This is a genomic window from Methylobacterium sp. CM6247 (genome assembly GCF_054817925.1).
Map to the genome: position 1 here is coordinate 4948680 of NZ_JBTXKX010000003.1, position 21825 is coordinate 4970504.

Consider the following 21825-nt stretch of genomic DNA (forward strand, 5'->3'; position numbering starts at 1 on the left):
TCTTTCGGGGCCAGAGGAGAAAAATACAAAGACGCGGACGCTGTCAGTCCGTGACGATCACCCGGTTCGGCAACTCGTCGATATCACCCGGCCGGCGCGGCAGGTGTCGCTCGAGGATGGCGCCGATGGACTCGACGGCTGTGACGAGGCCCTCCGTCGCCTCGCGCCGTCGGAGCGAGGCCAGAAGCGAGTCGATCGCCGACGACCACGCCGCCGGAGAGATGCGCGAGGCGATGCCCGTATCGGCGACGATCTCCGCATGCCCCTCGGCGACGGCGAGATAAATGAGGATGCCCGTTCGCCCGCGCGTCCCGGCCAACCCGCGCGCGGCGAATTCCCTCGTCGCCGCCTCATGGGCCCGCGCCCGCCGGATCGAGCGGGGAACGAGGCCGAGACGGGTTCGCGGATGGGAGGCTGCGGCAAGCGCCAGGAGGACGACCGCAGCCTGCGTCAGGGCGATCGACGCCGCACTCCACGGCGTGAACAGGATCAGCGGCCAGGGCACCGCGAGCCCGAGGGCCAGCGCCGGTACGAGGGCTGCGGACCGGTACAGCCCGGCGCGGGCGGCGACGAGAACGACGATCTCCGCCGATGTCGTCGATTCGGCCTTGGCGATCGCTCCGGCGATCCGCGTCCTGTCGGTGTCGCTCAGCATCCTACCAATCCCCGGAGGCGCCGCCTCCTCCCGATGAGCCACCTCCGCCCGAGAAGCCGCCGCCATCACCGAAGCCGCCCGAGACGCCACCGCTCCAGCCGCCGGACGATCGCCCGGGAAGGATGATGAAGCCGCCACCCGGGCGACCGCGATTCATCCGGTAGACGACGAACAGGATCAGCAGGAACAGGATGATGAAGCCGATGACATGGGACGGCTCGGCCTCGTCGCTGCGTACCTTGCCCCTGCGCTGCCATTCCTCGGCATCGCCGCTGAGGATCGACAGCATGGCATCGATTCCGGCCTTGATGCCGCCGCCGTAATCGCCCGTCTTGAAGCGGGGCGTGATGGAAGTGGTGATGATGACCTTCGACAAGGCGTCGGTCAGCGCCCCTTCGAGGCCGTAGCCGACCTCGATCCTCACCTTACGGTCGTTTGGCGCTACCAGCAGAAGTGCGCCGTTGTTGGTCTTGGACTGCCCGATGGCCCAGGAGCGGAACAGCCGGTTGCCGTAATCCTCGATCGTCAGCCCTTGCAGGTTCGGCACCGTCGCGACGACGACCTGATCGGAGGTCTTCTCCTCGTAGGCCTTCAGCTGTGCTTCCAGCGCCGATATCTCGTCCGGCTTGAGGATCCCGGCCGCATCCACGACGCGACCGCTGAGGGACGGGAAGGTCGGCTCCGCGGCCAGAGCCTCGCCGCGCGCCAGCAGCACCATCCCCGCCAGGACGACGAGGACGAACGCCAGGACCGGCGCGAGCGCGCGCCCTCGAAGAAACGCCGCCCTCATCACCGCGCTAGAACTTCACGGACGGAGGCTTGTCCGAATTGGGCGTCGCCGTGAACGTCTCCATCGGCTTCGATTCCGGATAGAACCATGCGGCGATCCAGCGGCCGGGGATCGTGCGGACCTCCGTGTTGTAGGCCTGGACGGCGCCGATATAGTCGCGGCGCGCGACGGCGATCCGGTTCTCCGTGCCTTCGAGCTGCGACTGCAGCGCGAGGAAGTTCTGGTTCGACTTCAGATCGGGATAGCGCTCCACGGTGACGAGGAGCCGCCCGAGGGCGCCGGAGAGCTGATTCTGCGCGTCCTGGAATTCCTTGAACTTCTGGGGATCGGACACTGTCGAGGCATCGACCTTCACGCTGGAGGCCTTGGCGCGGGCTTCCGTGACGCCGACGAGGACATCCTTCTCCTGCTGCGCGTAGCCCTTCACCGTCTCCACGAGATTCGGGATTAGGTCGGCACGGCGCTGGTACTGATTCTGTACCTCGCTCCACGAGGATTTCGCGCTCTCCTCCAGCGTGGGCACCCGGTTGATCGCGCCGCAGCCCGAGAGGGTCGTGGCCAGGGCGACGGCGACGAGCGCGGACCGCATGCGGCGAAACACCGAGGGTCGAGGCGAAGGCGCGAAGGTCGCGGTGGCGTCGGGACGCAGAACTGACAACATCGGGGGCTCCTCGTGGACGGGCGCGGCATGGCGCGTCCACGCCCCTGCCGCCCGGCGACGCATGTTGAGATAGGGCGTGATACCGCCGGTGAAAGGCCGGATCGCGATGCGTCCGCGACGAAACTCCACGCACATCCCAAGGTCGAACTCCCACGGGGGCAGGTTGACAAGGCAGCGTGCATGGGTCGCTGTGCCGGCCATGGATGAACTGCCACCTACCCCCCGGGTCGAAAAACCGAGGGTTTCCATCACCTACTGCACGCAGTGCCAGTGGCTCCTGCGTGCCGGCTGGATGGCGCAGGAGCTTCTTTCCACTTTCCGCGACGAGGTCGGCGAAGTCGCCCTCGTGCCGGGGACAGGCGGCGTCTTCATCATCGTCTGCGGGTCGGAGACGATCTGGGACCGAACGCGGGACGGGGGATTTCCCGACGTGAAGACCTTGAAGCAGCGCGTCCGCGATCGGCTGGCGCCGAGCCGGGATCTCGGTCACATCGATAGGCCATGAACGCCGAGACGGGGAAAGCCAAGATCAAGAACCAAGAGCCGAAGAGCGCCGAGTCCAAGGGCGACATGGAACCTGCTTTCGAACGGACGAGAACCGGTGGGTGGCAGGGCACGGCGCCGGGCCGGCTGTTCGCACGCATCCGGGATCGAGGCTTCTCGACCCAGGTCTACCTGATCGCCCTCGTCGTGGCGCTGATCGGGCCCGGGCTTCTGTTCACCGCGATCCTGCTGTTTCGCTATGCCGGAACAGAGCGGGCACGGTTCGAGCAGGACGCCCGCGAGAACGTTCGCGGCATCGCCCTGTCCATCGACCGCGATACGGCGGGGCTCGTCTCCGTGCTGCAGACCTTGGCGACGTCGCCCCGCCTGAAGGATGCGGAGTTCGAGAATTTCGACGCCCAGGCACGCCTCGTTCGCGAAACCGTCGGGCTCGACATCCTCCTGCGCCAACCGGACGGGCAGCAACTGGTCAATACGTCGGTCCCGCGCGGGGCCCCATTGCCGAAGACCGCCTTGCCCTTCGACCGTGAGCTGACATCCGGAACGCAGCGGGCCATGATCTCCGGCATCCTGTCGGGCAGCATGCCCGATCGGGCGACCTACGCCATCGCCGTCCCGGTGCAGAACGAGGGCGAGGTCGTCTACCTGCTGAGCTTTCTCGCGCCGGTGAACCGGCTGCAGGGCATCCTGAGCCGGGAATACGTCCAGGGCTGGATGACGGGGGTCTCGGACCGGGATGGGATCGCCCTCGCCCGTATTCCCGACCCGGCCTCCATCGTCGGGCGGCCGCGCCTGGCGACTCTTCGCCAGCGCCAGACCGACACGCCGGGAGTCTGGGAGGGCAAGGATTTCAACATGCGCCCCGTCACGGTCGTCGAGGCGCGCTCGCGCCTCACCGGGTGGACGGTGAGCGCCGTGATTCCGAAGGCGCTCGTGGACGCGCGGCTGCGCGGATGGATCTGGGCCTTTACCGGCTTCGGCCTCCTCGTCCTGGCGACGTCGTCGATCCTCGCCATCAATCTCTGGTCGAAGGTTTCGCAGCCATTGCGCCGGCTCGTGGCGTCCGGCCCGGCGCTCGCCCGTGGCGAAGCGATTCCGCGCATCACCTCGCCGATCCACGAGATCCGCCGCCTCGGCGACGTTCTGGCGGACGCATCCCTGCGCCTCCGCACGCGCAGCGAAGAGCGCGATACGGCGCTCGCCGAGACGGAGCGCGGGCTCTCGGCCCTGCGCGAGAGCGAGGCGCGGTTCCGGCACATGGCGGATTCGGCCCCCGCATTGATCTGGATGACCGACGAGCTTGGCGAGATCAGCTTCGCCAACCTGCATTTCGACCATCTGTTCGGAAAACCCGCCAGCGCGCTGGCGGCCGGCGGGTGGCAGACGATCGTCCATCCGGACGACCAGACGGCGTTCACGTCCAAGTTCTCCGAGGCCTTTGCCGAGCGTCTTCCCGTGAGGGCGGAGGTCCGGGTGGTGGATCGCGACGGCGAGGTACGCTGGCTGCGTTGCGAAGGCGTGCCACGCCTCGACGATACCGGGGCCTTCCTCGGCTATACCGGCTGCAACGTCGACATCACCGACGCCAAGCGGGCGGAGGAGCATCTCCTGCTCCTCATCCACGAACTCAACCACCGTGTGAAGAACACGCTCGCGACCGTCCAGTCCATCGCCATGCAATCCCTGCGCGGCCTCGACACGGTGGAGGCGGCGGCGGCAAAAGCCGCGTTCGAGGCGAGGCTGCTCGCCCTCGCCCGGGTGCACGATGTGCTCACCCGCGAAAGCTGGGAGGGTGCGGAACTCGGCAACGTGGTGGCGGATGCCATCGCTCCCCTCGATTCCACCGGGGCGGGACAATCCCGCTTCATCGTGTCCGGGCCGCAACTGCGCCTGCCGCCGCGACTTGCGCTCTCCATCGCCATGGCGCTGCATGAACTCGGCACCAACGCGGTCAAATACGGCTCGCTCTCGCAGGAGGGTGGGACTGTGAAAATCACCTGGTCCGTCGTGAAAGAGGCGGAGACCCGCCTCCTTCTGCGCTGGAGCGAAAACGGCGGACCGCCCGTGACGCAGCCGACACGCACCGGCTTCGGTTCCCGCCTCATCGAGCGTAGTCTGGCGCGCGAGCTTGCCGGCGAGGTTCAGCTCCTGTTCGAGCCCACCGGTGTTGTCTGCTCGATCGAGGCGCCCGTACCGCCGCCGACCTTGCTCGAGCGCAAGGCCGGCCTCGTCCCGCTGCGACCCGCACCGCTTCTCCCTCATTCGGCCTGATCGCTCGCGCCTAGAACAAGTCGTCATGCGCGCTCGCCCGAACATGTGCGTGAGGACGACGCCCCATCGTGGCTCGCCCTTCGATCCGATGCAGTCGCTCACGTCGAGCGCGCGAACTTCGCAAAAAAGTTACTCTCCCATGTGCGACACTGGGCGAAATTGAATTCAACTATAAGTATGTTTCTTGTTCGGTGCCGCCGCGACATCAATTCTTATGGCGAGACGACATACATGGTTGGAGTATGCGCCAGCCAATTTTCGTCTACGCGTGATACTGGAGAAGAACCAGCGGTTTGATTGGTAATTCTGTTTTTTGAGGAGCAGGTCGGATACTGTTCGAAAGAAGAAAATATTAGAATCCAGCCGCTTGGTTACCATTGACGACTGGCGTTCGGCTCACGGAAGCCGACCATTCTCGCGTTCCGGCGGTCGCGGAGAGCGGGTATGCTAAGGCACTATTAAACAATAGAGTTTATTACATTGCCCTATCGATATCTCAGGGTTGTAGTTTTATGATTGGCTTCTCCCGCAAGCGTCCCGCCTCCGACACGACTGCGGTGCCTGCCGTTGCCCAGCAGATCGAGGCCGATGAGGTTCGTCTGAGCGCGGCCGTCGAAGCATTGATGTCGAGCCAGGGTTTGAGCGCCGTCGACCTGCCCGACGGTAAGCTCAAATCCGCCCTCGAGCGCCTTCGCAGCCATGGCGATGACGATAAGCAGCGCAGCCTGTCCTCCATCGCGTCCATGGCGAAGGAAGCCTCGGAGGCCGCCATCAATATCGGCTGGATGACCTATGATGTCGGTGAGGTGGCGAGCGCCACGCAGACGATCGCCGGCGCCACGGAGGAATTGGCGGCGTCCATCGCCGAGGTCTCTCAGACGTCCGACACGGTCGTCACCGTTGCCCAGGACGCGCTGACCGCCATGAGCGCCTGCATCGGCGACGGGCGCGAGGCGAAATCCGCCATGCAGGAGATCGAAGCCCGTACCTCGCTCATTTCAGAGCGCGTCGTGGTGCTAGAGCGAGCCATCGCTCAGATCGAAGTAATGGCGACCGCCATCGCGTCGATTTCCGCTCAGACCAATCTGCTCGCGCTGAACGCCACGATCGAGGCCGCGCGTGCGGGTGAAGCCGGACGCGGATTCTCGGTGGTCGCCGCCGAGGTCAAGTCTCTCTCTGCCCAGACCGCCAAGTCGACGGGTGAAATCCGTGGCCTGCTCAGCACCCTCACGGCCGAAATGGGAGCCATCTCGGTGGCCGTCGGCGAGAGTCGGACCGCCGTCACCTCCGGCCGGGCGATCGTCGAGCAATTGGAGACGCGGGTCGAGCAGACCAACGAGCGGATCTCGCAGGCGAGCGACCTGAATCAGGCGATCTCGCACATGCTCTCGCAGCAGCGCTCTGCCACCGCGGAAATCTCCACCAGCGTCCAGAACATTGCCGGTAAGGCCGCGAAGACCCACGAGGAGATCGACAAGATCACCACCCGCCTCGTGAAGGCGGAAAGCTTCGGCCGCACCGCTTTGGCTGCGGAAAGCGGCCGCGTCAGCGCTCATGGCCTGGTCTGCCTGCCGGCGGATGTGGGCATGTGGAAGCGCAAGCTGGCCCGCATCCTGGTCGGGCTCGCTCCGGCCGCGTCCACCGAAGCGACGATGCTGGGTATCGCGAACCACAGCGTCTGCACAGAGTTGCGGAACGGCCCGTTGCGCGATCACCCGGCGCTGGCCCGTCTTGCCGATGCCGAGAAGACCGCTCTCGAAGAAGCGAAGAAGATGATCGATGCCGTCGCCGCGAACAATTGGGACGTGGGGACGCCTGCTTATCAGGCCGCTTCCGCTGCCATGAAGTCGATGCTCGCCGCCGCCAACGAGTTGCTAGACACCAAGGCTGCGTAATCGCCGCTCATCGCGGATGACGCTCAGGCAAACCCATCGACATCCTGCGGCTGGCTCTTGTTGCCGGCCGCAGGTTTCGTCATGGCTTGAGCGCATCGCCACGAGAGAGCCCGAACCTTTCGAATGATCCACCCGGACGCCTCCCTGCCGGCCCGTTTCAATGCCGCCCGCCACTGCCTCGCGGACAATGCGCGCCTGCGGGGAGGCAAGACGGCGCTCGTCATGGCGGGCGCGGAAGGCGAGACGCTGCGCCTCACCTTCGCCGAGGCGGACCGGGCCGTGCGCGGCATTGCCGCCGGCTTTCTCTCCCTCGGCCTCACACGCGGCGACCGGGTGATGATCCGGATCGGCAACGAGGCGGATTACGTCCTCGTGTATTTCGGCGCGCTCGCCGCCGGGCTCGTGGCCCTCCCCTCCTCGCCCCAGCTGACGCCGGCGGAGGCCGCTTTCCTTATGGAGAATTCCGGTGCGGCCGTCGTGGTGACCGGGGCGGGCCACCGTATCGACGCGGCGGAGGCCGAGGGCCGCATCGTCCTCGGCCCCTCCGAGATCGCCGCGATGAAGCGTGCCGAGCCGGTGGCGGAGTATGCCGACACCGCGGCGGACGATCCGGCGACCCTGGTCTACACCTCCGGCACCACCAGCCGGCCGAAAGGCGTGCTCCACGCCCATCGGGCGATCTGGGGGCGACGTCCGATGCATGCGCATTGGCTGGGGCTGACGGAGGCCGACGTCATGCTGCATGCCGGCACCATGAACTGGACCTACACGCTGGGCGTCGGGATCACCGATCCCTGGTCCTGCGGCGCCACGAGCGTGCTCTACGATGGGCCCCGTGATCCTGCCATCTGGCCCAGTCTCATCGCCCGCCACGGTGCGACGCTGTTTGCCGCCGTGCCGAGCGTCTACCGACAGATCCTGAAATATGCCGATCTCGATTCCTGCGATCTGTCCCGGCTGCGCCACGGCTGCACCGCTGGCGAGGCCCTGCCCGCCGACTTGCTGGAGGCCTGGACGCGGCGGACCGGTAAGCCGCTCTACGAAGCGCTCGGCATGAGTGAAATCTCCACCTACATCTCCAGCGGTCCCACCATTCCGGTGAAGCCCGGTTCTCCCGGCATGCCCCAGCCCGGGCGCCGCGTGGCGATCCTGCCCGTGGACGGGCCGAGCGAGCCTTTGCCCAAAGGCGAGACCGGGCTTCTGGCCATCCACCGCACGGAGCCGGGCTTGATGCTCGGCTACTGGAACCGGCCCGACGAAGAAGCCTCGGTTCTGCGCGGCGAATGGTTCGCCGGCGGCGATCTCGCGAGCTTGGACGAGGACGGCTACCTCTGGTTCCACGGGCGCAACGACGATCTGATGAACGCTCTCGGCTACCGGGTCTCTCCCAACGAGGTCGAGGGCGTGGTCGGCTTGCATCCCTCCGTGGCCGAAGTCGGCGTCGCCGAGCTCGCCGTCCGGGCCGACCTGAAGGTCATCGCCGCTTTCGTCGTTCTTAAGCCTGGGGCGGAGGCGGACGGACCGTCGATCCTGGCCTGGTGCGCCGAGAGACTGGCGGCCTACAAATGCCCGCGCGAGATCCGGTTCGTGGAGGCGCTGCCCCGTACCGCCAACGGGAAGGTCCAACGCAAGCGGCTGGGCGACCAGCCGGTCGCGGCCTGAGCACGACGCCGCCGGCCCGGGGCGACGATCCTCGATCCATGACGACACTGTCGAGAAAACAGTATCGGCCAGCCGGGCCGATGCCGTAGAGCCCTCCCCATGTCCGCGCCGCCGCTCTCGATCTTCCTCATCGCCTTCAACGAAGCCGACCGGATCGGCGCGACCATCCGCGCGGTCCGCGACCTGACTGACGACCTCGTCGTGGTCGATTCCGGCTCCACCGATGGAACGCAGGCCCTGGCGGCCTCCCTTGGTGCGCGGGTGATCCACAACGCCTGGTCCGGCTACGGCCCGCAGAAGCGCTTCGCCGAGACCGTCTGCTGTCACGACTGGCTGCTTAACCTCGATGCGGACGAGGTGGTGCCGCCGGACCTGTCCGACGCCATCCGCGCCCTGTTCGCCGCCGGCGAGCCCGCCCATCCGGCCTATCGCATCGCCATCGCGGAGATCTTCCCCGGTGAGACGAAGCCCCATCCCTGGGCCTATGCCCTGCATCCCGTCCGCCTCTATCGCAAGGACAGGGGCCGCTACTCACCCTCCCCCGTCCACGACCGGGTGGAACTCGATCCCGGCGCCAGCGTCGGACGCGTGAAGGGGGTCATCCACCACTTCTCCGTCCGCTCGCTCGGTGACCAGCTCGACAAGCTCAACCGCTATTCCGACCAGCAGGCGCGGGATCTCGAAACCCGCGGCGTCACCATCCCGACCTGGCGGATCTTCGTGGAGCTGCCGCTCAATTTCCTCAAAGCCTATATCGGACGGCGCCATTTCGTCCGCGGCGTCTACGGCTTCCTCACCGCCGCGAACTACGCGATCTCCCGCCATCTGAGGGTCGCCAAGCATTATGAACGCCGCAACGCACGGATTTCCACCCCATTGGCGCCTATCGAGCCAGCGAAGCGGGTTGACCCGTCCGACGCGAAATTCTAGAGCCACCCCTACGGAGACGTGGCCGAGCGGCTGAAGGCACTCGTTTGCTAAATGAGCATACCCCGAAAGGGGTATCGAGGGTTCGAATCCCTCCGTCTCCGCCATTTAGCCGCTTCTACGCCATGGTGCGCCATTCTGCGCGGTCGATACACAACCACCGCGGGTCTCTGCTTGGACGCAGTCCGTGGGGGCAGGCGCCATCCACCCGCGCCGCAGATTCTTCTGTCCATTTGATCCGGGTATATCGGGCCTCTCCGTCCCTTCACCCAGAAAATCCAGCAGTCGGGCTGAAAACCGATCCGCTGAATCGACGTTGGAGATGTGTGCGGCGCCGTCGATTCCGGCGTAGCGGCCCTGTGGCGCGCGCTCGGCCATGCGATGGCTGGTCTCGGGCGGGGACATCCCATCGAGGTTGCCTGCGATGAAAAGCGTCGGCATGGCGAACGAGGCGATGCGTTCGGTGACGTCGAACGCGCCGATGCCGCGCGCAACATGGGCGAGCGAGGCGCCATCGGCCGTCGCCGCTATGTCATGCCAGACTTGATAGGTCCGCAAACCCTCCGGTGTCGTCTGGAACGCGGGAGAGACAAGCGACGGCCAGCTTTGTTCCAACTGTTGAACCGGACCACCGGGGCGCTCGAAAATCGTCGCCCAGCCTTCCGCCAGCGCGTGGAAGACGGGCGTGCTTGTCTTGTCGAAGCTGTTCGCCACGACCAGTCGGCCGATACGTTCCGGGTCTCGGAGCGCAAGCTCCAGCGCGATCATGCCCCCCAGTGGAGGCCAACCAGATCGACAGGCCCTATATTCAGATGAGCGAGCAGTGCTTCGATATCGCCCGCGAGCGCGGCGACGCCTATGGGCGTCGTCAGCTTGCCCGACGCGCCATGCCCGGCATGATCGGGCACGATCACCCGATAGCCTGCCTCGACCAGCGGAGCGATCTGTGGTCCCCATGCGCGGCCTGAATTACTGATGCCATGCAGAAGGACGATAGGGCGGCCAGCGCCGAATTCGATGAAATAATTGGTGCGGCTAGCCGTGTCGTAAAAAGCCTTTGTAAGACTCCTGTCGTCAGAGGCGGAGGAAGAGACGGTCACCGGGGCGAAAGCGCGCGGCGATGAGCGCGAGCGCGAGGCACAGTCCCGCCATCAGCCACCAGGCGGGGGTGAGGTCCGCCAGATGCTGACGCAGCAGTCCGGCGACCAGCGGCAGCGCGGCGGCGAGGACATAGCCCCCACCCTGCACGAAGCCGGCGAGCGCGCTTGCCTGTTCGGCATCGTCGCCATGATCCATCGCGACGATCAGCGAGAGCGGGAAGAGCGCGCCAATGCCGAGCCCCGCCAGCAGCGCCGCCGCCCATGCGAGCTGCAGTGGCGCCACGCAGAGGCAGAGCATTCCCGTCAGCAGCGCGGCAATCGCGGTGAACAACACCGCGCGACGATCTGGCGATCGATCAACCCAAAGCGAGACGGTAATGCCTGCGACCACCTCAGACAGCGTGACGGCTCCAAGCATCGCGCCGGCCGCCTGCTCGGACCAGCCGAGCTGGGTGTAGAAGGGCGGCAGCCAGGCGAGGACGAGCGTATAGGCACCCGTGCCGAAGCCGAAGAACAGCATCAACAGCCAGGCGCGTGGCGCATGGTGCACCGGGCTGCGTTGCACTGATCCTATTCTCTCTTGCGGTCCCCGCGGTACCAGAAGCCAGACGCACAGCCCGAGGAGGGCAGGCAATGCCCAAATGCCCAGCGCGGTCGGCCAGCCCAATGCCCGCGTGATCCAGGCGCCCGCCATGCTTGACATCAACGCTCCACCCATGATCGCGGTGGAGTAAAAGCCCATCAGGCGCCCGCTCCGTGGTCCCGCTCGACGGCGGATGGCGCCCGGCATCAGCGACTGAACGATGGCGATGCCGACGCCGCCAACGATGGCGGTCAACACCAAAGCTGCCTCCTGCGGCCACACCCAGCGGCCCAGGCAGGCGAGGAGAATGAGCAGGACACCAGAGGCGATGCCTGCCCGCTCTCCCATCCATCCGCGCAGCCATGCCGTTCCCAGCAGGCAGATGCCCATCAATAAAACCGGGAACGTGGTCAGCAGACTCGCGCCGATGTCGCCAAGGCCCGTGTCGCGCTGGATCGCGTCGAGCAGTGCGCCGACCGAGGCCAGTGCCGGGCGCAGATTGATGCCGACGAGCAGGATTGCGGCCGGAAACAGCATACGACCTGATGTTTCCCGCATGATGGTCTCCGAGCAATATGACCTTGTCAGGGTCGCCGCGTTCAATATTATCTCTACATAGAGATATGTATCTCGACGTCAAGATAGGGGCGCGGAATGGACAGGGCTGCAATGGCTGCGGAACAATGGGCCCGCGAACGGCCCGATCTCGATATCGGGCCGATGGTGCTGCTGGGACGGCTGGGTGAAGCAGCGCTGCAGATCTCGCGGGATCGGCTCAATCCGCTATTTGCGGAATTTGGCCTGCAACCCGGCGAGTTCGACGTGCTTGCGACGCTCCGGCGCAGCGGCACACCGTATGCGCTCACGCCCACCGCGCTCTATGAGGCGGCGATGATTTCATCTGGAAGCATGACCAATCGCCTCGATCGGCTCGAGAATGGCGGACTGGTCGAGCGGAGGCCCAACCCGGCGGATAAACGGGGAACGTTGGTGGCGCTGACGGCCGATGGTCTGGCGTTGATCGATCGCGCGGTAGAGGCTCACATCGCAAATCAGCAGAGCATCGTCAGTGGTCTGGATGAGCAGGAGCGAGGTCAGCTTGCCGCGCTCCTCGGCAAATTGATCCGATCGCAGCAGCACGCGGACGGCGTTAGAGGGCTATAGCGTAGACGTAGTGCTCATCATCATCGGGCGTGGCCCGCCATCTTGGCCAAGCCGGCGACGTACACGACCGTTCGGTTTCCGAATGCCGTCGATTTCCCCTCCGTCGCTCTTCCCCGTCTCAGCTAAGCCGGCATCGTGACCGGCGTTGCCGGATCGAGCGTTCAGCCGCGAGCGAAGGCCGCATGGCGCGATCTCATTACCTCGCTGGATCTCGGATATTTCGAACATGTCGGCGTGCTTCCTGAGCGACTTGCGACGGATGACGGGCCTTCTATCGCTTCCGTTCGGCTGCACCGCTGAGGCTATGGCGCTGACACATGTCCTTGCCGGTTCGTGGTGTAGAAGGGTCGCACCGCAACCGACAAAGGCGCATCACATGAGAATGATCCAGGCCCTTAGTTTGGGAGGCGTCATCGCTGTGAGTGTTCTTACCCAGCAGGCCTCGGCAGGCGACGCGCAGCTGCCAGGTTATTCCGAGGGGGCTCAGGTCGTTCGGGTGGAAGGAAACCGGAGCCAGGTCGATCAGATCAGTGGTGTGATCTATTCCCAGATCCGTTCGATGCGTGCGATCCGGCAATTGCGCATGTCGCTGCTCGTGCCGCGCACCAAAGACAAGAAGCCTGCGATCGTGTATTTCCCGGGCGGTGGTTTCACCTCGGCTGATCATGAGAAATACTTCGAGCTGCGCTCGGCTCTGGCCGCGGCCGGCTTCGTCGTTGCCGCCGCCGAGTATCGTGTCGTCCCCGACAGGTTCCCGGCGCTGGTGGAGGACGGCAAGGCCGCCGTACGTTACCTGCGGGCTCACGCGGCCGAGTATGGCATAGACCCGACCCGGATCGGCGTCCTCGGTGATTCCGCCGGCGGCTATCTCTCCCAGATGGTGGGCGTCACCGGTGGAGAGAAAGCCTTCGACAAGGGCGATCATCTCGATCAGCCGTCGGATGTGCAAGCGGCCGTCACCCTCTACGGAATCTCGAACCTCCTCAATATCGGTGAGGGATTTTCGCCGGCGGTCCAACTCATGCACCAATCGCCTGCTGTGACGGAGGCGCTTCTCGTCAACGGGCCGGCTTTTCGTGACTTTCCCGGTGCTTCGATTTCAGCCGATTCCGACAGGGCGCTGGCCGCAAGTCCCATGGGTCATCTCGGCGGCGACGAACCGCCCTTCCTGATCATGCACGGAACCGCCGACAGGCTCGTCTCGCCGGTGCAGAGCAAGCAATTGTTCGAAGGCCTGCGGGCAAGGGGCGGCAAGGCGGACTATGTGCTGGTCGAAGGAGCGGGCCATGGCGACCTCACTTGGTTTCAGCAGCCGGTGATCGATCGGGTCGTCGCATGGTTCAAGGCGACGCTCGGGGGACCCATCCCCGGAGGCGGTGGCAAAGCCGACCCGAAGTCGGACCTCTGACCGCCTTCCCGTCCTCGGACTATAGTTTTTCGCGGAGGCGGTCTCCGTCGATGGACGCCTCGCCCTCCCCCGTCGTGGGGGGCGAGGCCTGCGCGGTCTTTTGACCGCACGATCCATCTTGGATGGGTCTGCGCAAACCGACCATCATCGGTGACAATCTGACGGACGAGTTCATGGCCTCGCCGGCAGCCCCGACCGAATGGGAACCCGACACCGACCTCGTGCTTGCCCCTTCGAGCCGGCATTCCGCCCGGCCTCGGAGATGGCGATGTCGAGCGACACCGAGAAACACAAGGCTCTCCTGGCCGCGCTGAAAGACGCCCAGGGCAAGGGCGACGGTTCCTTCGAGCAGGCTGTCACGCAAGCCTTCGAGCACGTTTTCGAGCATCTCGAGCGCCTCAACGCCGTCAGCGACGCGGATGAACAGCGCGCTCTTCAGCCCGGGGAGTCTCCCACCCTGCGGTAGCCCGACGGCAGACCGGCTGGGATCCGCGCATATGGCGCGAAGCGTCGCTCTCAGCCGGCGGCTACGACGAGCGTGCGGACTTGATCCAACAAGCTCGGGCCGAGGGCGAGCGGGCCATCGAACGGACGTTCGTGCATGGCGATCACCCCCAGGGTGATCACCAGCGCGGAGCCGAAGATGCTCAGGGAAGCGGCCTGAGACGACGGTCGCTCCACATGAATGGCGGCGATGACCAGAAGGGCGAGAGCCGAGAGAGCGAATAGGGTCACCCATTTGCTGTCGTCGCCCTCCATCTCGCTCAGGGCGAGCCTTTCGCTGCGCGCGGTCTGCAGGTTGAGCACCGCTGCGAGGAGGGCCGAATGGTTGGCTTTCCCGACGACTACGTCGAAATTCGGCGCCACCACCGCCTGAAGCAGTTTGCCGAAGGCGTGGTCGGCTCGTGACGACGCCTTTCCGCCTTTCGCCATGGCGGGCCATTCCTCGTCGACGATCGACTCGATGTAATCCGCGAGCAGGATGCGGAAGTCCGGCAGGTCCTTGGATACGGATCGGCTCAGATTGTAGACGGCACGCGCCTGGGCGCTCTCCGTCTGTACGACGCGGGACGCCTGGCGCTGACGCTCCCAGGCATCGTTGGCGACAAAGCCAATCAGGAGCGACAGCAGGACCGAGACCACGCCGACGAAGGCAGGAGCGATGCCGGTCGAGACACCGACGATGAAGGGACGCGTCCGCTTGGTGTTCGTCAGGGTGATCAGCATCAGGCACCAGGCCAGGACGAGACAGGCGAGACTTCCGAAAATCAACCAGATCGGCTGATCGAGCCAGAACGTGAGCATCGGCATGGGTCCGGGTCGGTTGGCGCGGCCTTCGATAAAGCAGCCGCCGGCGAAGGGATATGCGGCGTTCGCGCCTGTCCGTGATGGGCTCTGGCACGACCGGCTCGGATGGCGCGGGGCCATCCTTCATCCGCCGGATTTCGGAACATCAACCTCACAGGACGCTCACGTTCTCATCGTGGCAGTGGCCATGAGGCGATGCGGCATCGTTGCGTCAGCCTGTCGACACATCGTCGATGCGAGGGTCGGACGACAGGAGACGAAGCCAAGGGCCTTGCACCGATCTCATCGATAGCCATCTGTAGACCATCCAATGGGATGGTTATGGGATGGTCGGTATGGTGGATCGAGTTCGTGAGGTACGCCCGAAAGTGCCGGACAGCGAGAAGCTGACCCTCAATCTCGGCTTCGTCGATCTCGGGCAGATCGACCTACTGGTTCGGGATGGATTCTATGCCAACCGTGCCGATTTCATCCGGACGGCGGTGCGCAATCAGCTCGAACGTCAGGGCGATGCGGTGAAGCAATCGGTCGCCCGTAAGCAGCTCAGCCTCGGCCTGTCGCACTATACCGCCCGCGACCTCGAAGCCGCGCGGGATGCGGGCTCCCCGTTGCATATTCAGGTGCTCGGCCTCGCGAGCATCGCGTTCGATGTGACTCCCGAACTGGCCCGACAGGCCATCGCCTCCGTGCAGGTTCTCGGTGCCTTCCAGGCAAGTCCCGACGTCAAGGCGGCTTTGGCCGACCGTATCGCCTGACCCCTCGCAGAGACTCGCGTGGATCGTCGTTCCACAGCCCCAACGCCGCCAGGATCATGATGATGAAAGCTTATCCCAAGATCGACATGGCCGAGGTGACCCGTCTCACCCGTGCCGGACAACTGAGCGAGGCGATGGCCCTGCTGCAGGGACAATCCGTACCGCCGGCGAGCGACGAGGTGGCCGGCGAGACCATCGACATGGTGGCGCCCGCTTTCCACGGCGGCGCCTGGACGGCCCCCGCCGCCGGCCCAACTGCCACCGACCATGCGGCGCACTCGGCGGGCCAAGCCTCTGCACGCCCCGGCCTCGCCGAGACGATCCGAGCCCTGCGCGAGCGCTTTCCGAAGATGGGCGATATGCCCGATTTCGGGAAAGGCATGCCCGATATCGGAGGTGGAACGAGATCCTCCCGCGGGGCGACGGTCGAGGTTCCGGCAGGAGCGCGGTTCGAGGAGCGGAGTTTCGCCAACGCGGCGGGCAGCCGGACCTACAAGGTGTATGTCCCGAGCGGCTACGAGGGCCAAGCGCTTCCGGTCGTGATCATGCTGCACGGATGCACCCAGAACCCGGACGATTTCGCTCTGGGGACCCGCATGAACGCTTTGGCCGAGGAGCAGACCTTCGTCGTAGCGTATCCCGGCCAGCCGCAATCGGCCAACATGCAGAAGTGCTGGAACTGGTTCAATGCCGGCGACCAGCAACGCGGAAGCGGCGAACCGTCCCTGATCTCCGGGATTGCGCTGGAGGTGGTGAGGGAGTTCTCGGCCGATCCGAACCGGGTCTATGCGGCTGGCCTGTCGGCCGGCGGGGCGGCGGCCGCGATCATGGCCGCGACATATCCGGATGTGTTTGCAGCCGTCGGCGTCCATTCCGGGTTGCCGTGCGGAGCAGCCACCGACATGCCCGGCGCATTCGCGGCCATGAATGGCGGCGGCACCGTCAAGGCGCGGAAGGACGGCCCGGGCATACCCACCATCGTCTTCCACGGGGATGCGGACAAGACGGTGAAGCCAATCAACGGCGAGCAGGTCTTTGCTCTCGCCATGCCAAACGCGGCGCTCTCCCAAACCGTGAACCAGGGTGAATCCACGGAGGGGATGGCCTTCACCCGTACCGTCCGGGCGGATGATGCCGGACGGCCGATGCTCGAGCATTGGGCGCTGCATGGTGCCGGCCATGCCTGGTCGGGTGGAAGCAGGGACGGAAGCTACACCGATCCACGCGGGCCCGATGCCAGCCGGGAGATGGTGCGGTTCTTCATGACGCACACCAAGAGCCCGTCATGATCCGCACCCCGTCTCACGTCACTGACCCTCAGGCAGCGTACTGAGGGTCGGGTTTCCCGCCCTAGCCCGCCTTCAGCCAGGTGCGCAGGCCGAATGCGACGATGCCGAGGGCGACGATGCTCGCCGCCCAGATCGCCGCGAACCAGAGGAGCCGCCGCCACAGCGGGGGCGGACCTCCGGGGGACGAGCCATCGACCATCAATGGTACCCCGATGCGTCGACCTTCCCGCGAAAGACCCAGTACGAGTAGGCCGTATAGGCCAGGATGATGGGGATCAGTATCGACGCGCCGGCGAGGAGGAAGACCTGACTGGCATGCGGGGATGCCGCCTCCCAGATCGTGATGCGCCCCGGCACGATGTCCGGGAAGATGCTGATCCCGAGACCGGCGAAAGACAGCAGGAACAGGCCGAGGGACAGGAGGAACGGTGCCGTCTCGGCACCTTTTCTGAGGAGATGGAAGAACAGGAACGAGGCCAGGACCACGAGGATCGGCACCTGCGCCGTGAGCAGGACGTTCGGCATCGAGAACCAGCGCTCCCAATACTGGCCTTTCAGGAACGGCGTGGCGGCGCTGACAGCCGCAACGGAGGCGATGGTCGCCGCGCCGAGCCAGAGCGAAAGCGTGCGGGCGCGTTCCTGCAGCGACCCTTCCGTGCGCATGACGAGCCAGGTCGCCCCCAGGAGCGCATAGCCGCAGACGAGACCGAGGCCGACGAGGATGCTGAAGGGCGACAGCCAATCCCACCATCCGCCGGCATAGGCCCTGCCCTCGACTTTGATACCCTGTAACAGAGCCCCGAGGGCGATGCCCTGGGCGAAGGTCGCCACCACCGATCCGCCGGTGAAGGCGACGTCCCACAGGGCCCGGTGCCGGGGGTCGCGCCACCGGAACTCGAAGGCGACGCCGCGAAAGATCAGACCGAGCAGCATGGCGATGATCGGCGCATAGAGGGCCGGCATGATGACCGCGTAGGCGAGCGGAAAGGCAGCGAACAGGCCTCCCCCGCCGAGGACCAGCCAAGTCTCGTTGCCGTCCCAGACCGGAGCGACGGAGTTCATGGCGGTGTCGCGCTCCTGCCCCGGCTTGAAGGCCGGGAACAGGATGCCGAGGCCCAGGTCGAACCCGTCCATGACGATGTACGCGAAGACCGCGAAGGCGATGATGAAGGCCCAGACGACGGTCAGATCGATGCTCGCGAGCATGGTGATGTCCTCACTCGGCCGGCTGGAGGGAGCGGTCGGGATTGACCGAAGTCGCTGGGGTGATGCCGGCGGTGCGGATCGGTGTTCCGGGCTCGATCCCGTGCTCGCCGAGATGCGGGGATTTCGCCATCAGGTGCAGGATGTAGAGGATCCCCATCCCGAAGACCGCGAAATAGATCAGTACGAACGCGACGAGCGAGGAGCCGACCGCCGGCGCCGACAGGGGCGAGGCGGATTCGGCCGTTCGAAGCAGGCCGTAGACCGTGAAGGGCTGCCGCCCCACCTCGGTGGTGATCCAACCGGCTAAGACGGCGACGAAACCTGCCGGCCCCATGGCGACGGCGAAGCGGTGCAGAGGCTTCCAATCGTAGAGGGCCTTCCTGTACCGCGCGAACAGGCTGCAGACGCCGAGAAGCAGCATCAGCATTCCAAGGCCGATCATGACCCGGAAGGACCAGAACACCACCGGAACCGGCGGCCAGTTCTTGCGGTCCACGGTGTCGAGGCCCTTCAACGGCTCGTTCAATCCGTGTTTCAGGATCAGCGAGGACAGTTTGGGGATCGAGACCTCGTAGTCGACCCGGCCCGCTTCTTGGTTCGGCAGTCCGAACAGGATGAGGGGAGCGCCGTCCGGATGGCTCTCGAAATGCCCTTCCATCGCCATGACCTTGGCGGGCTGATGCTCCAGGGTGTTCAGCCCGTGAGCGTCGCCCGCCAGGATCTGGAGCGGCGCGACGATGGCGGCCATCCACATCGCCATCGAGAACATCGTGCGCGCGCCGAGATTGTACCGGTCGCGCAACAGGTGCCAGGCTCCCACCGCGCCGACGACGAGGGACGTCGTCAGGTAGGCGGCCAGCACCATGTGCACGAGGCGGTACGGGAAGGAGGGGTTGAAGACGATCGCCCACCAATCCTCCGGCACGAACTGCCCGGCGGCGTTGATGCCGTAGCCTTGCGGCGTGTGCATCCAGGAATTCACCGACAGGATCCAGAAGGCCGAGAAGAAGGTCCCGATCGCCACCATGAGGGTCGCGAAGAAATGCAGTTTCGGCCCGACCTTGGACATGCCGAACAGCATCACGCCGAGGAACCCGGCTTCGAGGAAGAAGGCGGAGAGCACCTCGTAGGCCATCAGCGGTCCGAGCACCGGTCCCGTCTTGTCCGAGAAGACCGACCAGTTCGTGCCGAACTGGTAGGACATGACCAGACCGGACACGACGCCCATGGCGAAGGCGATGGCGAAAATCTTGATCCAGTACTTGAACAGATCGAGGAAGACCTGCCGCCCGGTCGCCAGCCAGAGCCCCTCCAGAACCGCGAGGTAACTCGCGAGTCCGATGGAAAAGGCGGGGAACACGATGTGGAACGCCACCGTGAATCCGAATTGGATCCTCGCCAGGAGGAGAGCGTCAAAGTCCGACAGCATGTCGATCAACCTGAATGGTTGCTGGGAACGGGCAGGAAACGACTCGGCAGCTCAGTCTGCGGGACCAACCCTGCCCCATTGCGTCATCACGCTCAACGGCCGGTCCCCGGCTCCGCTTTTGGCGCGACCCGGACGGCGAAGCGTCCTTCCTCGGCTTTGTTGATGTATTGGCTCGCGATGAAGAGACCCTTGAGAGGGCGGATGATCGGAACGCAGGCCAGGAGAAGCAGCGGCAGCGTGACCACCGCATGGATCCAGAGCGGGGGATCGTAGGAGAGTTCCAGCCAGATGCCGAAAGCCGTGACGGGGAATGCCATCGACATCATGATGAAGAAAGCCGGCCCGTCCGCCGGGTCGGCAAAACCGTAATCGAGTCCGCAGGCTTCGCAGTTCGGCTTCAGGGTGATGAAGCCATCGAAGAGCCGTCCCTCGCCGCAACGGGGGCAACGGCAGCGAAGGCCCACGGAGAGGAGCGATTGATCTGTCGTCCTGTGCATTCTCGATGTCCTTGTTTCGCGGTGCCATCCTGACGAGCGGCGGAGATGCGGATCAGCGAAGCTGATTGTATGGTCTAGATATCCATACAAACATCCTATAAACCGGACATATCGTCACGGAACTCGTATGAGTCGCCTAACTATGTATGCTGCGTGTATGCATACAAAACTGTGTCGCGAGAGGCAATGATGGAGGCGTGGAATCCAACGATACGGGACGAGGAGGGGCCGAAATATTTGGCCATCGTCAGAATCCTGGCAGAGGATATTCGCTCGGGACGGCTTCCTCCGGGGACGCGGTTGCCGCCTCAGCGCAGCTTGGCCAAACATCTCAACGTCGATCTCACCACTGTCACGCGGGCCTTCAACGAAGCGCGGCGGACGGGCCTGATCGATGCGTCCGCCGGGCGGGGAAGCTTCATTCGCGCCGCCTCGCCGTCGCTGGCGAAGGCCGCGACCGCCGACCCGTCCGGCAGCGTCGATTTCAGTATGAACATGCCGCCCCAGCCGGCGGCGGCCCGGCTCGCGGAGCGTATGGAGAGCGGTCTGTCGCGGCTTTCCGCGTCGGCGGGGTTCCTCGACCGGATGCAGTACCAGGACAGTGCCGGAAACCTCGCGGATCGCGCCGCCGGGGCGGATTGGCTCGGTCGCCGTCTGGGGCCGGTGCCGGTCCAGCGTGTCATCGTCGCCGGCGGTGCGCAGGCGTCGCTCGCCGCGATCCTCACCGTGGTGCTGAAACCCGGCGATGCCCTCTGCGTCCCGATCCTGACCTATCCGGGGCTCCGCATGGCGGCCGAGCGGCGTGGGGCTCGTCTGCTTCCCGTGTCAGCCGATGGCGAGGGTATCCTCCCGGACGCGTTCCTCGAATGCTGTCGTCTCCACCGTCCGCGCGCCCTCTATCTGGTGCCGACCCTCGACAACCCGACCACCGCAACGATCCCGACGCATCGACGCGAAAGGATCGCCGAGATCGCCCGAACCCACGGTGTCGCGATCATCGAGGATGACGCCTATGGCGCCCTACCACCCGATGCCCCGGCTCCCTTCGCGTCATTCGCGGGCGACATCACCTGGCATATCGCGACCCTGTCTAAATGCGTCAGCCCGGGTCTGCGCATCGCTTATGTCGCCGTACCCGGCACGAACGAAGCGGTTCGCCTCGCCGCCGAGCTACGCGCCATCAGCATGATGGCCTCGCCGCTCGCCGCCGCCCTCGCTTCCCATTGGATCGCCAATGGGGATCTCGATTCCATCGTCGCTGCCATCCGGCACGAGAATGGACATCGTCAGGCCGTGGCGCGGGAGGCCCTGCGGGGCCTCGTTGTCTATGCCCATCCCTGCGGGCATCACCTCTGGCTGCCATTGCCGCCACCCTGGCAACGCGGAGAATTCGGCGCTCATGCCCGCCAGCTCGGGTTGTCCGTGATTCTGAGTGATGCCTTCGCGGTCGGCCCGGCACCCGATGCGATCCGCGTTTCCCTCGGGGCCGCCCCCGATGGCGAGGCTTTGCGCTACGGTCTCAGCCTTCTGGCGAACCTGTTGGCGCATCCGCCCGGTGCCATCACGAGCATTGTCTGAGACGAGTCATGCAAGCATCGGTCGGGGCGTTCGGGCATTCCCGCCCGCGCTACTCCTTGATGCCCAGGGCCGAGAATGGGCGTCTCATCGATCCCCGAAGCGGTGAGACAGCGTGGTTTTGTCGCTCAGTTTAGAACTCCTTT

20 protein-coding genes, 1 tRNA gene and 1 pseudogene are annotated in these 21825 nt (G+C 65.4%); 12 read left to right on the forward strand and 10 right to left on the reverse strand.

What is annotated here, in order from left to right; all coding sequences use genetic code 11:
• Positions 1-43 precede the first annotated feature (43 nt).
• Genes ACYQOP_RS24465 through ACYQOP_RS24475 form a run of 3 tightly spaced genes read right to left on the reverse strand, consistent with a single transcriptional unit; the run spans position 44 to position 2106 of the window.
• A complete protein-coding gene (locus ACYQOP_RS24465; protein ID WP_207410641.1) occupies positions 44-655 on the reverse strand; it encodes a TPM domain-containing protein in 612 nt (203 codons plus the stop codon).
• Between the two features lies 1 nt (position 656).
• Positions 657-1445: a TPM domain-containing protein gene (locus tag ACYQOP_RS24470; protein ID WP_461224676.1), complete on the reverse strand. Its 789-nt coding sequence runs from the start codon at positions 1443-1445 to the stop codon at positions 657-659.
• Between the two features lie 7 nt (positions 1446-1452).
• Positions 1453-2106 (reverse strand): LemA family protein, encoded by a 654-nt coding sequence (locus ACYQOP_RS24475; RefSeq protein WP_156467849.1) that lies wholly within the window; start codon positions 2104-2106, stop codon positions 1453-1455.
• A gap of 199 nt (positions 2107-2305) precedes the next feature.
• On the opposite strand from ACYQOP_RS24475, the gene ACYQOP_RS24480 reads away from it, so the two are divergent.
• From ACYQOP_RS24480 to ACYQOP_RS24505, 6 genes are all read left to right on the forward strand, one after another.
• A complete protein-coding gene (locus ACYQOP_RS24480) occupies positions 2306-2611 on the forward strand; it encodes an Rdx family protein (protein WP_056430561.1) in 306 nt (101 codons plus the stop codon).
• 65 nt (positions 2612-2676) lie between these two features.
• Entirely contained in the window at positions 2677-4881 is a 2205-nt protein-coding gene (locus ACYQOP_RS24485; protein ID WP_419951959.1) for a sensor histidine kinase, read from the forward strand.
• Between the two features lie 512 nt (positions 4882-5393).
• The gene (locus ACYQOP_RS24490; protein ID WP_461224678.1) at positions 5394-6776 is read left to right on the forward strand and encodes a methyl-accepting chemotaxis protein; all 1383 of its coding nucleotides are present in this window, start codon (positions 5394-5396) and stop codon (positions 6774-6776) included.
• Positions 6777-6899: 123 nt separating this feature from the next.
• Positions 6900-8438 (forward strand): acyl-CoA synthetase, encoded by a 1539-nt coding sequence (locus tag ACYQOP_RS24495; protein ID WP_461224680.1) that lies wholly within the window; start codon positions 6900-6902, stop codon positions 8436-8438.
• A 99-nt stretch (positions 8439-8537) separates the two neighbouring features.
• Positions 8538-9368 carry a glycosyltransferase family 2 protein gene (locus tag ACYQOP_RS24500; RefSeq protein ID WP_461224682.1) on the forward strand — a complete coding sequence of 277 codons (831 nt, stop codon included), beginning with the start codon at positions 8538-8540 and terminating at the stop codon, positions 9366-9368.
• A 12-nt stretch (positions 9369-9380) separates the two neighbouring features.
• A tRNA-Ser gene (locus ACYQOP_RS24505) sits at positions 9381-9472 on the forward strand.
• 1 nt (position 9473) lies between these two features.
• On the opposite strand, the pseudogene ACYQOP_RS24510 reads toward ACYQOP_RS24505, so the two are convergent.
• Positions 9474-10465, reverse strand: a pseudogene (locus ACYQOP_RS24510) (alpha/beta fold hydrolase).
• Positions 10440-11606 carry an MFS transporter gene (locus ACYQOP_RS24515; RefSeq protein ID WP_461224684.1) on the reverse strand — a complete coding sequence of 389 codons (1167 nt, stop codon included), beginning with the start codon at positions 11604-11606 and terminating at the stop codon, positions 10440-10442. The pseudogene ACYQOP_RS24510 and the gene ACYQOP_RS24515 overlap by 26 nt, the downstream one beginning before the upstream one ends.
• A gap of 96 nt (positions 11607-11702) precedes the next feature.
• Here ACYQOP_RS24515 and ACYQOP_RS24520 point away from each other — a divergent pair, with 96 nt between their 5' ends.
• The 3 genes from ACYQOP_RS24520 to ACYQOP_RS24530 all read left to right on the forward strand — a co-directional run bounded on the left by ACYQOP_RS24520 (position 11703) and on the right by ACYQOP_RS24530 (position 14086).
• Positions 11703-12212 carry a MarR family winged helix-turn-helix transcriptional regulator gene (locus ACYQOP_RS24520; protein ID WP_461224686.1) on the forward strand — a complete coding sequence of 170 codons (510 nt, stop codon included), beginning with the start codon at positions 11703-11705 and terminating at the stop codon, positions 12210-12212.
• Positions 12213-12630: 418 nt separating this feature from the next.
• On the forward strand, positions 12631-13620 hold the full coding sequence (locus ACYQOP_RS24525; protein WP_461224688.1) for an alpha/beta hydrolase fold domain-containing protein: 990 nt from the start codon (positions 12631-12633) through the stop codon (positions 13618-13620).
• A gap of 268 nt (positions 13621-13888) precedes the next feature.
• Positions 13889-14086 carry a hypothetical protein gene (locus ACYQOP_RS24530; protein WP_461224690.1) on the forward strand — a complete coding sequence of 66 codons (198 nt, stop codon included), beginning with the start codon at positions 13889-13891 and terminating at the stop codon, positions 14084-14086.
• Between the two features lie 50 nt (positions 14087-14136).
• Here ACYQOP_RS24530 and ACYQOP_RS24535 read toward each other — a convergent pair whose 3' ends face one another.
• Entirely contained in the window at positions 14137-14931 is a 795-nt protein-coding gene (locus tag ACYQOP_RS24535) for a bestrophin-like domain (protein WP_461224692.1), read from the reverse strand.
• A gap of 332 nt (positions 14932-15263) precedes the next feature.
• On the opposite strand from ACYQOP_RS24535, the gene ACYQOP_RS24540 reads away from it, so the two are divergent.
• Together ACYQOP_RS24540 and ACYQOP_RS24545 are read left to right on the forward strand one after the other, a co-directional pair.
• Positions 15264-15683 carry a CopG family transcriptional regulator gene (locus ACYQOP_RS24540; RefSeq protein WP_461224694.1) on the forward strand — a complete coding sequence of 140 codons (420 nt, stop codon included), beginning with the start codon at positions 15264-15266 and terminating at the stop codon, positions 15681-15683.
• A gap of 62 nt (positions 15684-15745) precedes the next feature.
• Positions 15746-16972 (forward strand): extracellular catalytic domain type 1 short-chain-length polyhydroxyalkanoate depolymerase, encoded by a 1227-nt coding sequence (locus ACYQOP_RS24545; RefSeq protein WP_461224696.1) that lies wholly within the window; start codon positions 15746-15748, stop codon positions 16970-16972.
• 61 nt (positions 16973-17033) lie between these two features.
• Here ACYQOP_RS24545 and ACYQOP_RS24550 read toward each other — a convergent pair whose 3' ends face one another.
• From ACYQOP_RS24550 to ACYQOP_RS24565, 4 genes are all read right to left on the reverse strand, one after another.
• The gene (locus tag ACYQOP_RS24550) at positions 17034-17171 is read right to left on the reverse strand and encodes a DUF2474 domain-containing protein (RefSeq protein ID WP_082470398.1); all 138 of its coding nucleotides are present in this window, start codon (positions 17169-17171) and stop codon (positions 17034-17036) included.
• Positions 17171-18178 (reverse strand): cytochrome d ubiquinol oxidase subunit II, encoded by a 1008-nt coding sequence (gene cydB, locus ACYQOP_RS24555; protein ID WP_207410659.1) that lies wholly within the window; start codon positions 18176-18178, stop codon positions 17171-17173. The genes ACYQOP_RS24550 and cydB overlap by 1 nt, the downstream gene beginning before the upstream one ends.
• A gap of 10 nt (positions 18179-18188) precedes the next feature.
• A complete protein-coding gene (locus ACYQOP_RS24560) occupies positions 18189-19607 on the reverse strand; it encodes a cytochrome ubiquinol oxidase subunit I (RefSeq protein ID WP_419951472.1) in 1419 nt (472 codons plus the stop codon).
• 92 nt (positions 19608-19699) lie between these two features.
• Positions 19700-20104, reverse strand: a complete 405-nt coding sequence (locus ACYQOP_RS24565) for a DUF983 domain-containing protein (protein ID WP_056430199.1) — start codon at positions 20102-20104, stop codon at positions 19700-19702.
• 186 nt (positions 20105-20290) lie between these two features.
• Here ACYQOP_RS24565 and ACYQOP_RS24570 point away from each other — a divergent pair, with 186 nt between their 5' ends.
• A complete protein-coding gene (locus ACYQOP_RS24570; protein WP_461224699.1) occupies positions 20291-21682 on the forward strand; it encodes an aminotransferase-like domain-containing protein in 1392 nt (463 codons plus the stop codon).
• Positions 21683-21825: the final 143 nt, after the last annotated feature.

Excerpts from the sequence above, each read along its gene's own strand:
- ACYQOP_RS24465 (WP_207410641.1), bottom strand. The coding sequence starts at position 655 with ATGCTGAGCGACACCGACAGGACGCGGATCGCCGGAGCGATCGCCAAG.
- ACYQOP_RS24470 (WP_461224676.1), bottom strand. The coding sequence starts at position 1,445 with ATGAGGGCGGCGTTTCTTCGAGGGCGCGCGCTCGCGCCGGTCCTGGCG.
- ACYQOP_RS24475 (WP_156467849.1), bottom strand. The coding sequence starts at position 2,106 with ATGTTGTCAGTTCTGCGTCCCGACGCCACCGCGACCTTCGCGCCTTCG.
- ACYQOP_RS24480 (WP_056430561.1), top strand. The coding sequence starts at position 2,306 with ATGGATGAACTGCCACCTACCCCCCGGGTCGAAAAACCGAGGGTTTCC.
- ACYQOP_RS24485 (WP_419951959.1), top strand. The coding sequence starts at position 2,677 with ATGGAACCTGCTTTCGAACGGACGAGAACCGGTGGGTGGCAGGGCACG.
- ACYQOP_RS24490 (WP_461224678.1), top strand. The coding sequence starts at position 5,394 with ATGATTGGCTTCTCCCGCAAGCGTCCCGCCTCCGACACGACTGCGGTG.
- ACYQOP_RS24495 (WP_461224680.1), top strand. The coding sequence starts at position 6,900 with ATGATCCACCCGGACGCCTCCCTGCCGGCCCGTTTCAATGCCGCCCGC.
- ACYQOP_RS24500 (WP_461224682.1), top strand. The coding sequence starts at position 8,538 with ATGTCCGCGCCGCCGCTCTCGATCTTCCTCATCGCCTTCAACGAAGCC.
- ACYQOP_RS24515 (WP_461224684.1), bottom strand. The coding sequence starts at position 11,606 with ATGCGGGAAACATCAGGTCGTATGCTGTTTCCGGCCGCAATCCTGCTC.
- ACYQOP_RS24520 (WP_461224686.1), top strand. The coding sequence starts at position 11,703 with ATGGACAGGGCTGCAATGGCTGCGGAACAATGGGCCCGCGAACGGCCC.
- ACYQOP_RS24530 (WP_461224690.1), top strand. The coding sequence starts at position 13,889 with ATGTCGAGCGACACCGAGAAACACAAGGCTCTCCTGGCCGCGCTGAAA.
- ACYQOP_RS24535 (WP_461224692.1), bottom strand. The coding sequence starts at position 14,931 with ATGCCGATGCTCACGTTCTGGCTCGATCAGCCGATCTGGTTGATTTTC.
- ACYQOP_RS24540 (WP_461224694.1), top strand. The coding sequence starts at position 15,264 with ATGGTGGATCGAGTTCGTGAGGTACGCCCGAAAGTGCCGGACAGCGAG.
- ACYQOP_RS24545 (WP_461224696.1), top strand. The coding sequence starts at position 15,746 with ATGAAAGCTTATCCCAAGATCGACATGGCCGAGGTGACCCGTCTCACC.
- ACYQOP_RS24550 (WP_082470398.1), bottom strand. The coding sequence starts at position 17,171 with ATGGTCGATGGCTCGTCCCCCGGAGGTCCGCCCCCGCTGTGGCGGCGG.
- cydB (WP_207410659.1), bottom strand. The coding sequence starts at position 18,178 with ATGCTCGCGAGCATCGATCTGACCGTCGTCTGGGCCTTCATCATCGCC.
- ACYQOP_RS24560 (WP_419951472.1), bottom strand. The coding sequence starts at position 19,607 with ATGCTGTCGGACTTTGACGCTCTCCTCCTGGCGAGGATCCAATTCGGA.
- ACYQOP_RS24565 (WP_056430199.1), bottom strand. The coding sequence starts at position 20,104 with ATGCACAGGACGACAGATCAATCGCTCCTCTCCGTGGGCCTTCGCTGC.
- ACYQOP_RS24570 (WP_461224699.1), top strand. The coding sequence starts at position 20,291 with ATGATGGAGGCGTGGAATCCAACGATACGGGACGAGGAGGGGCCGAAA.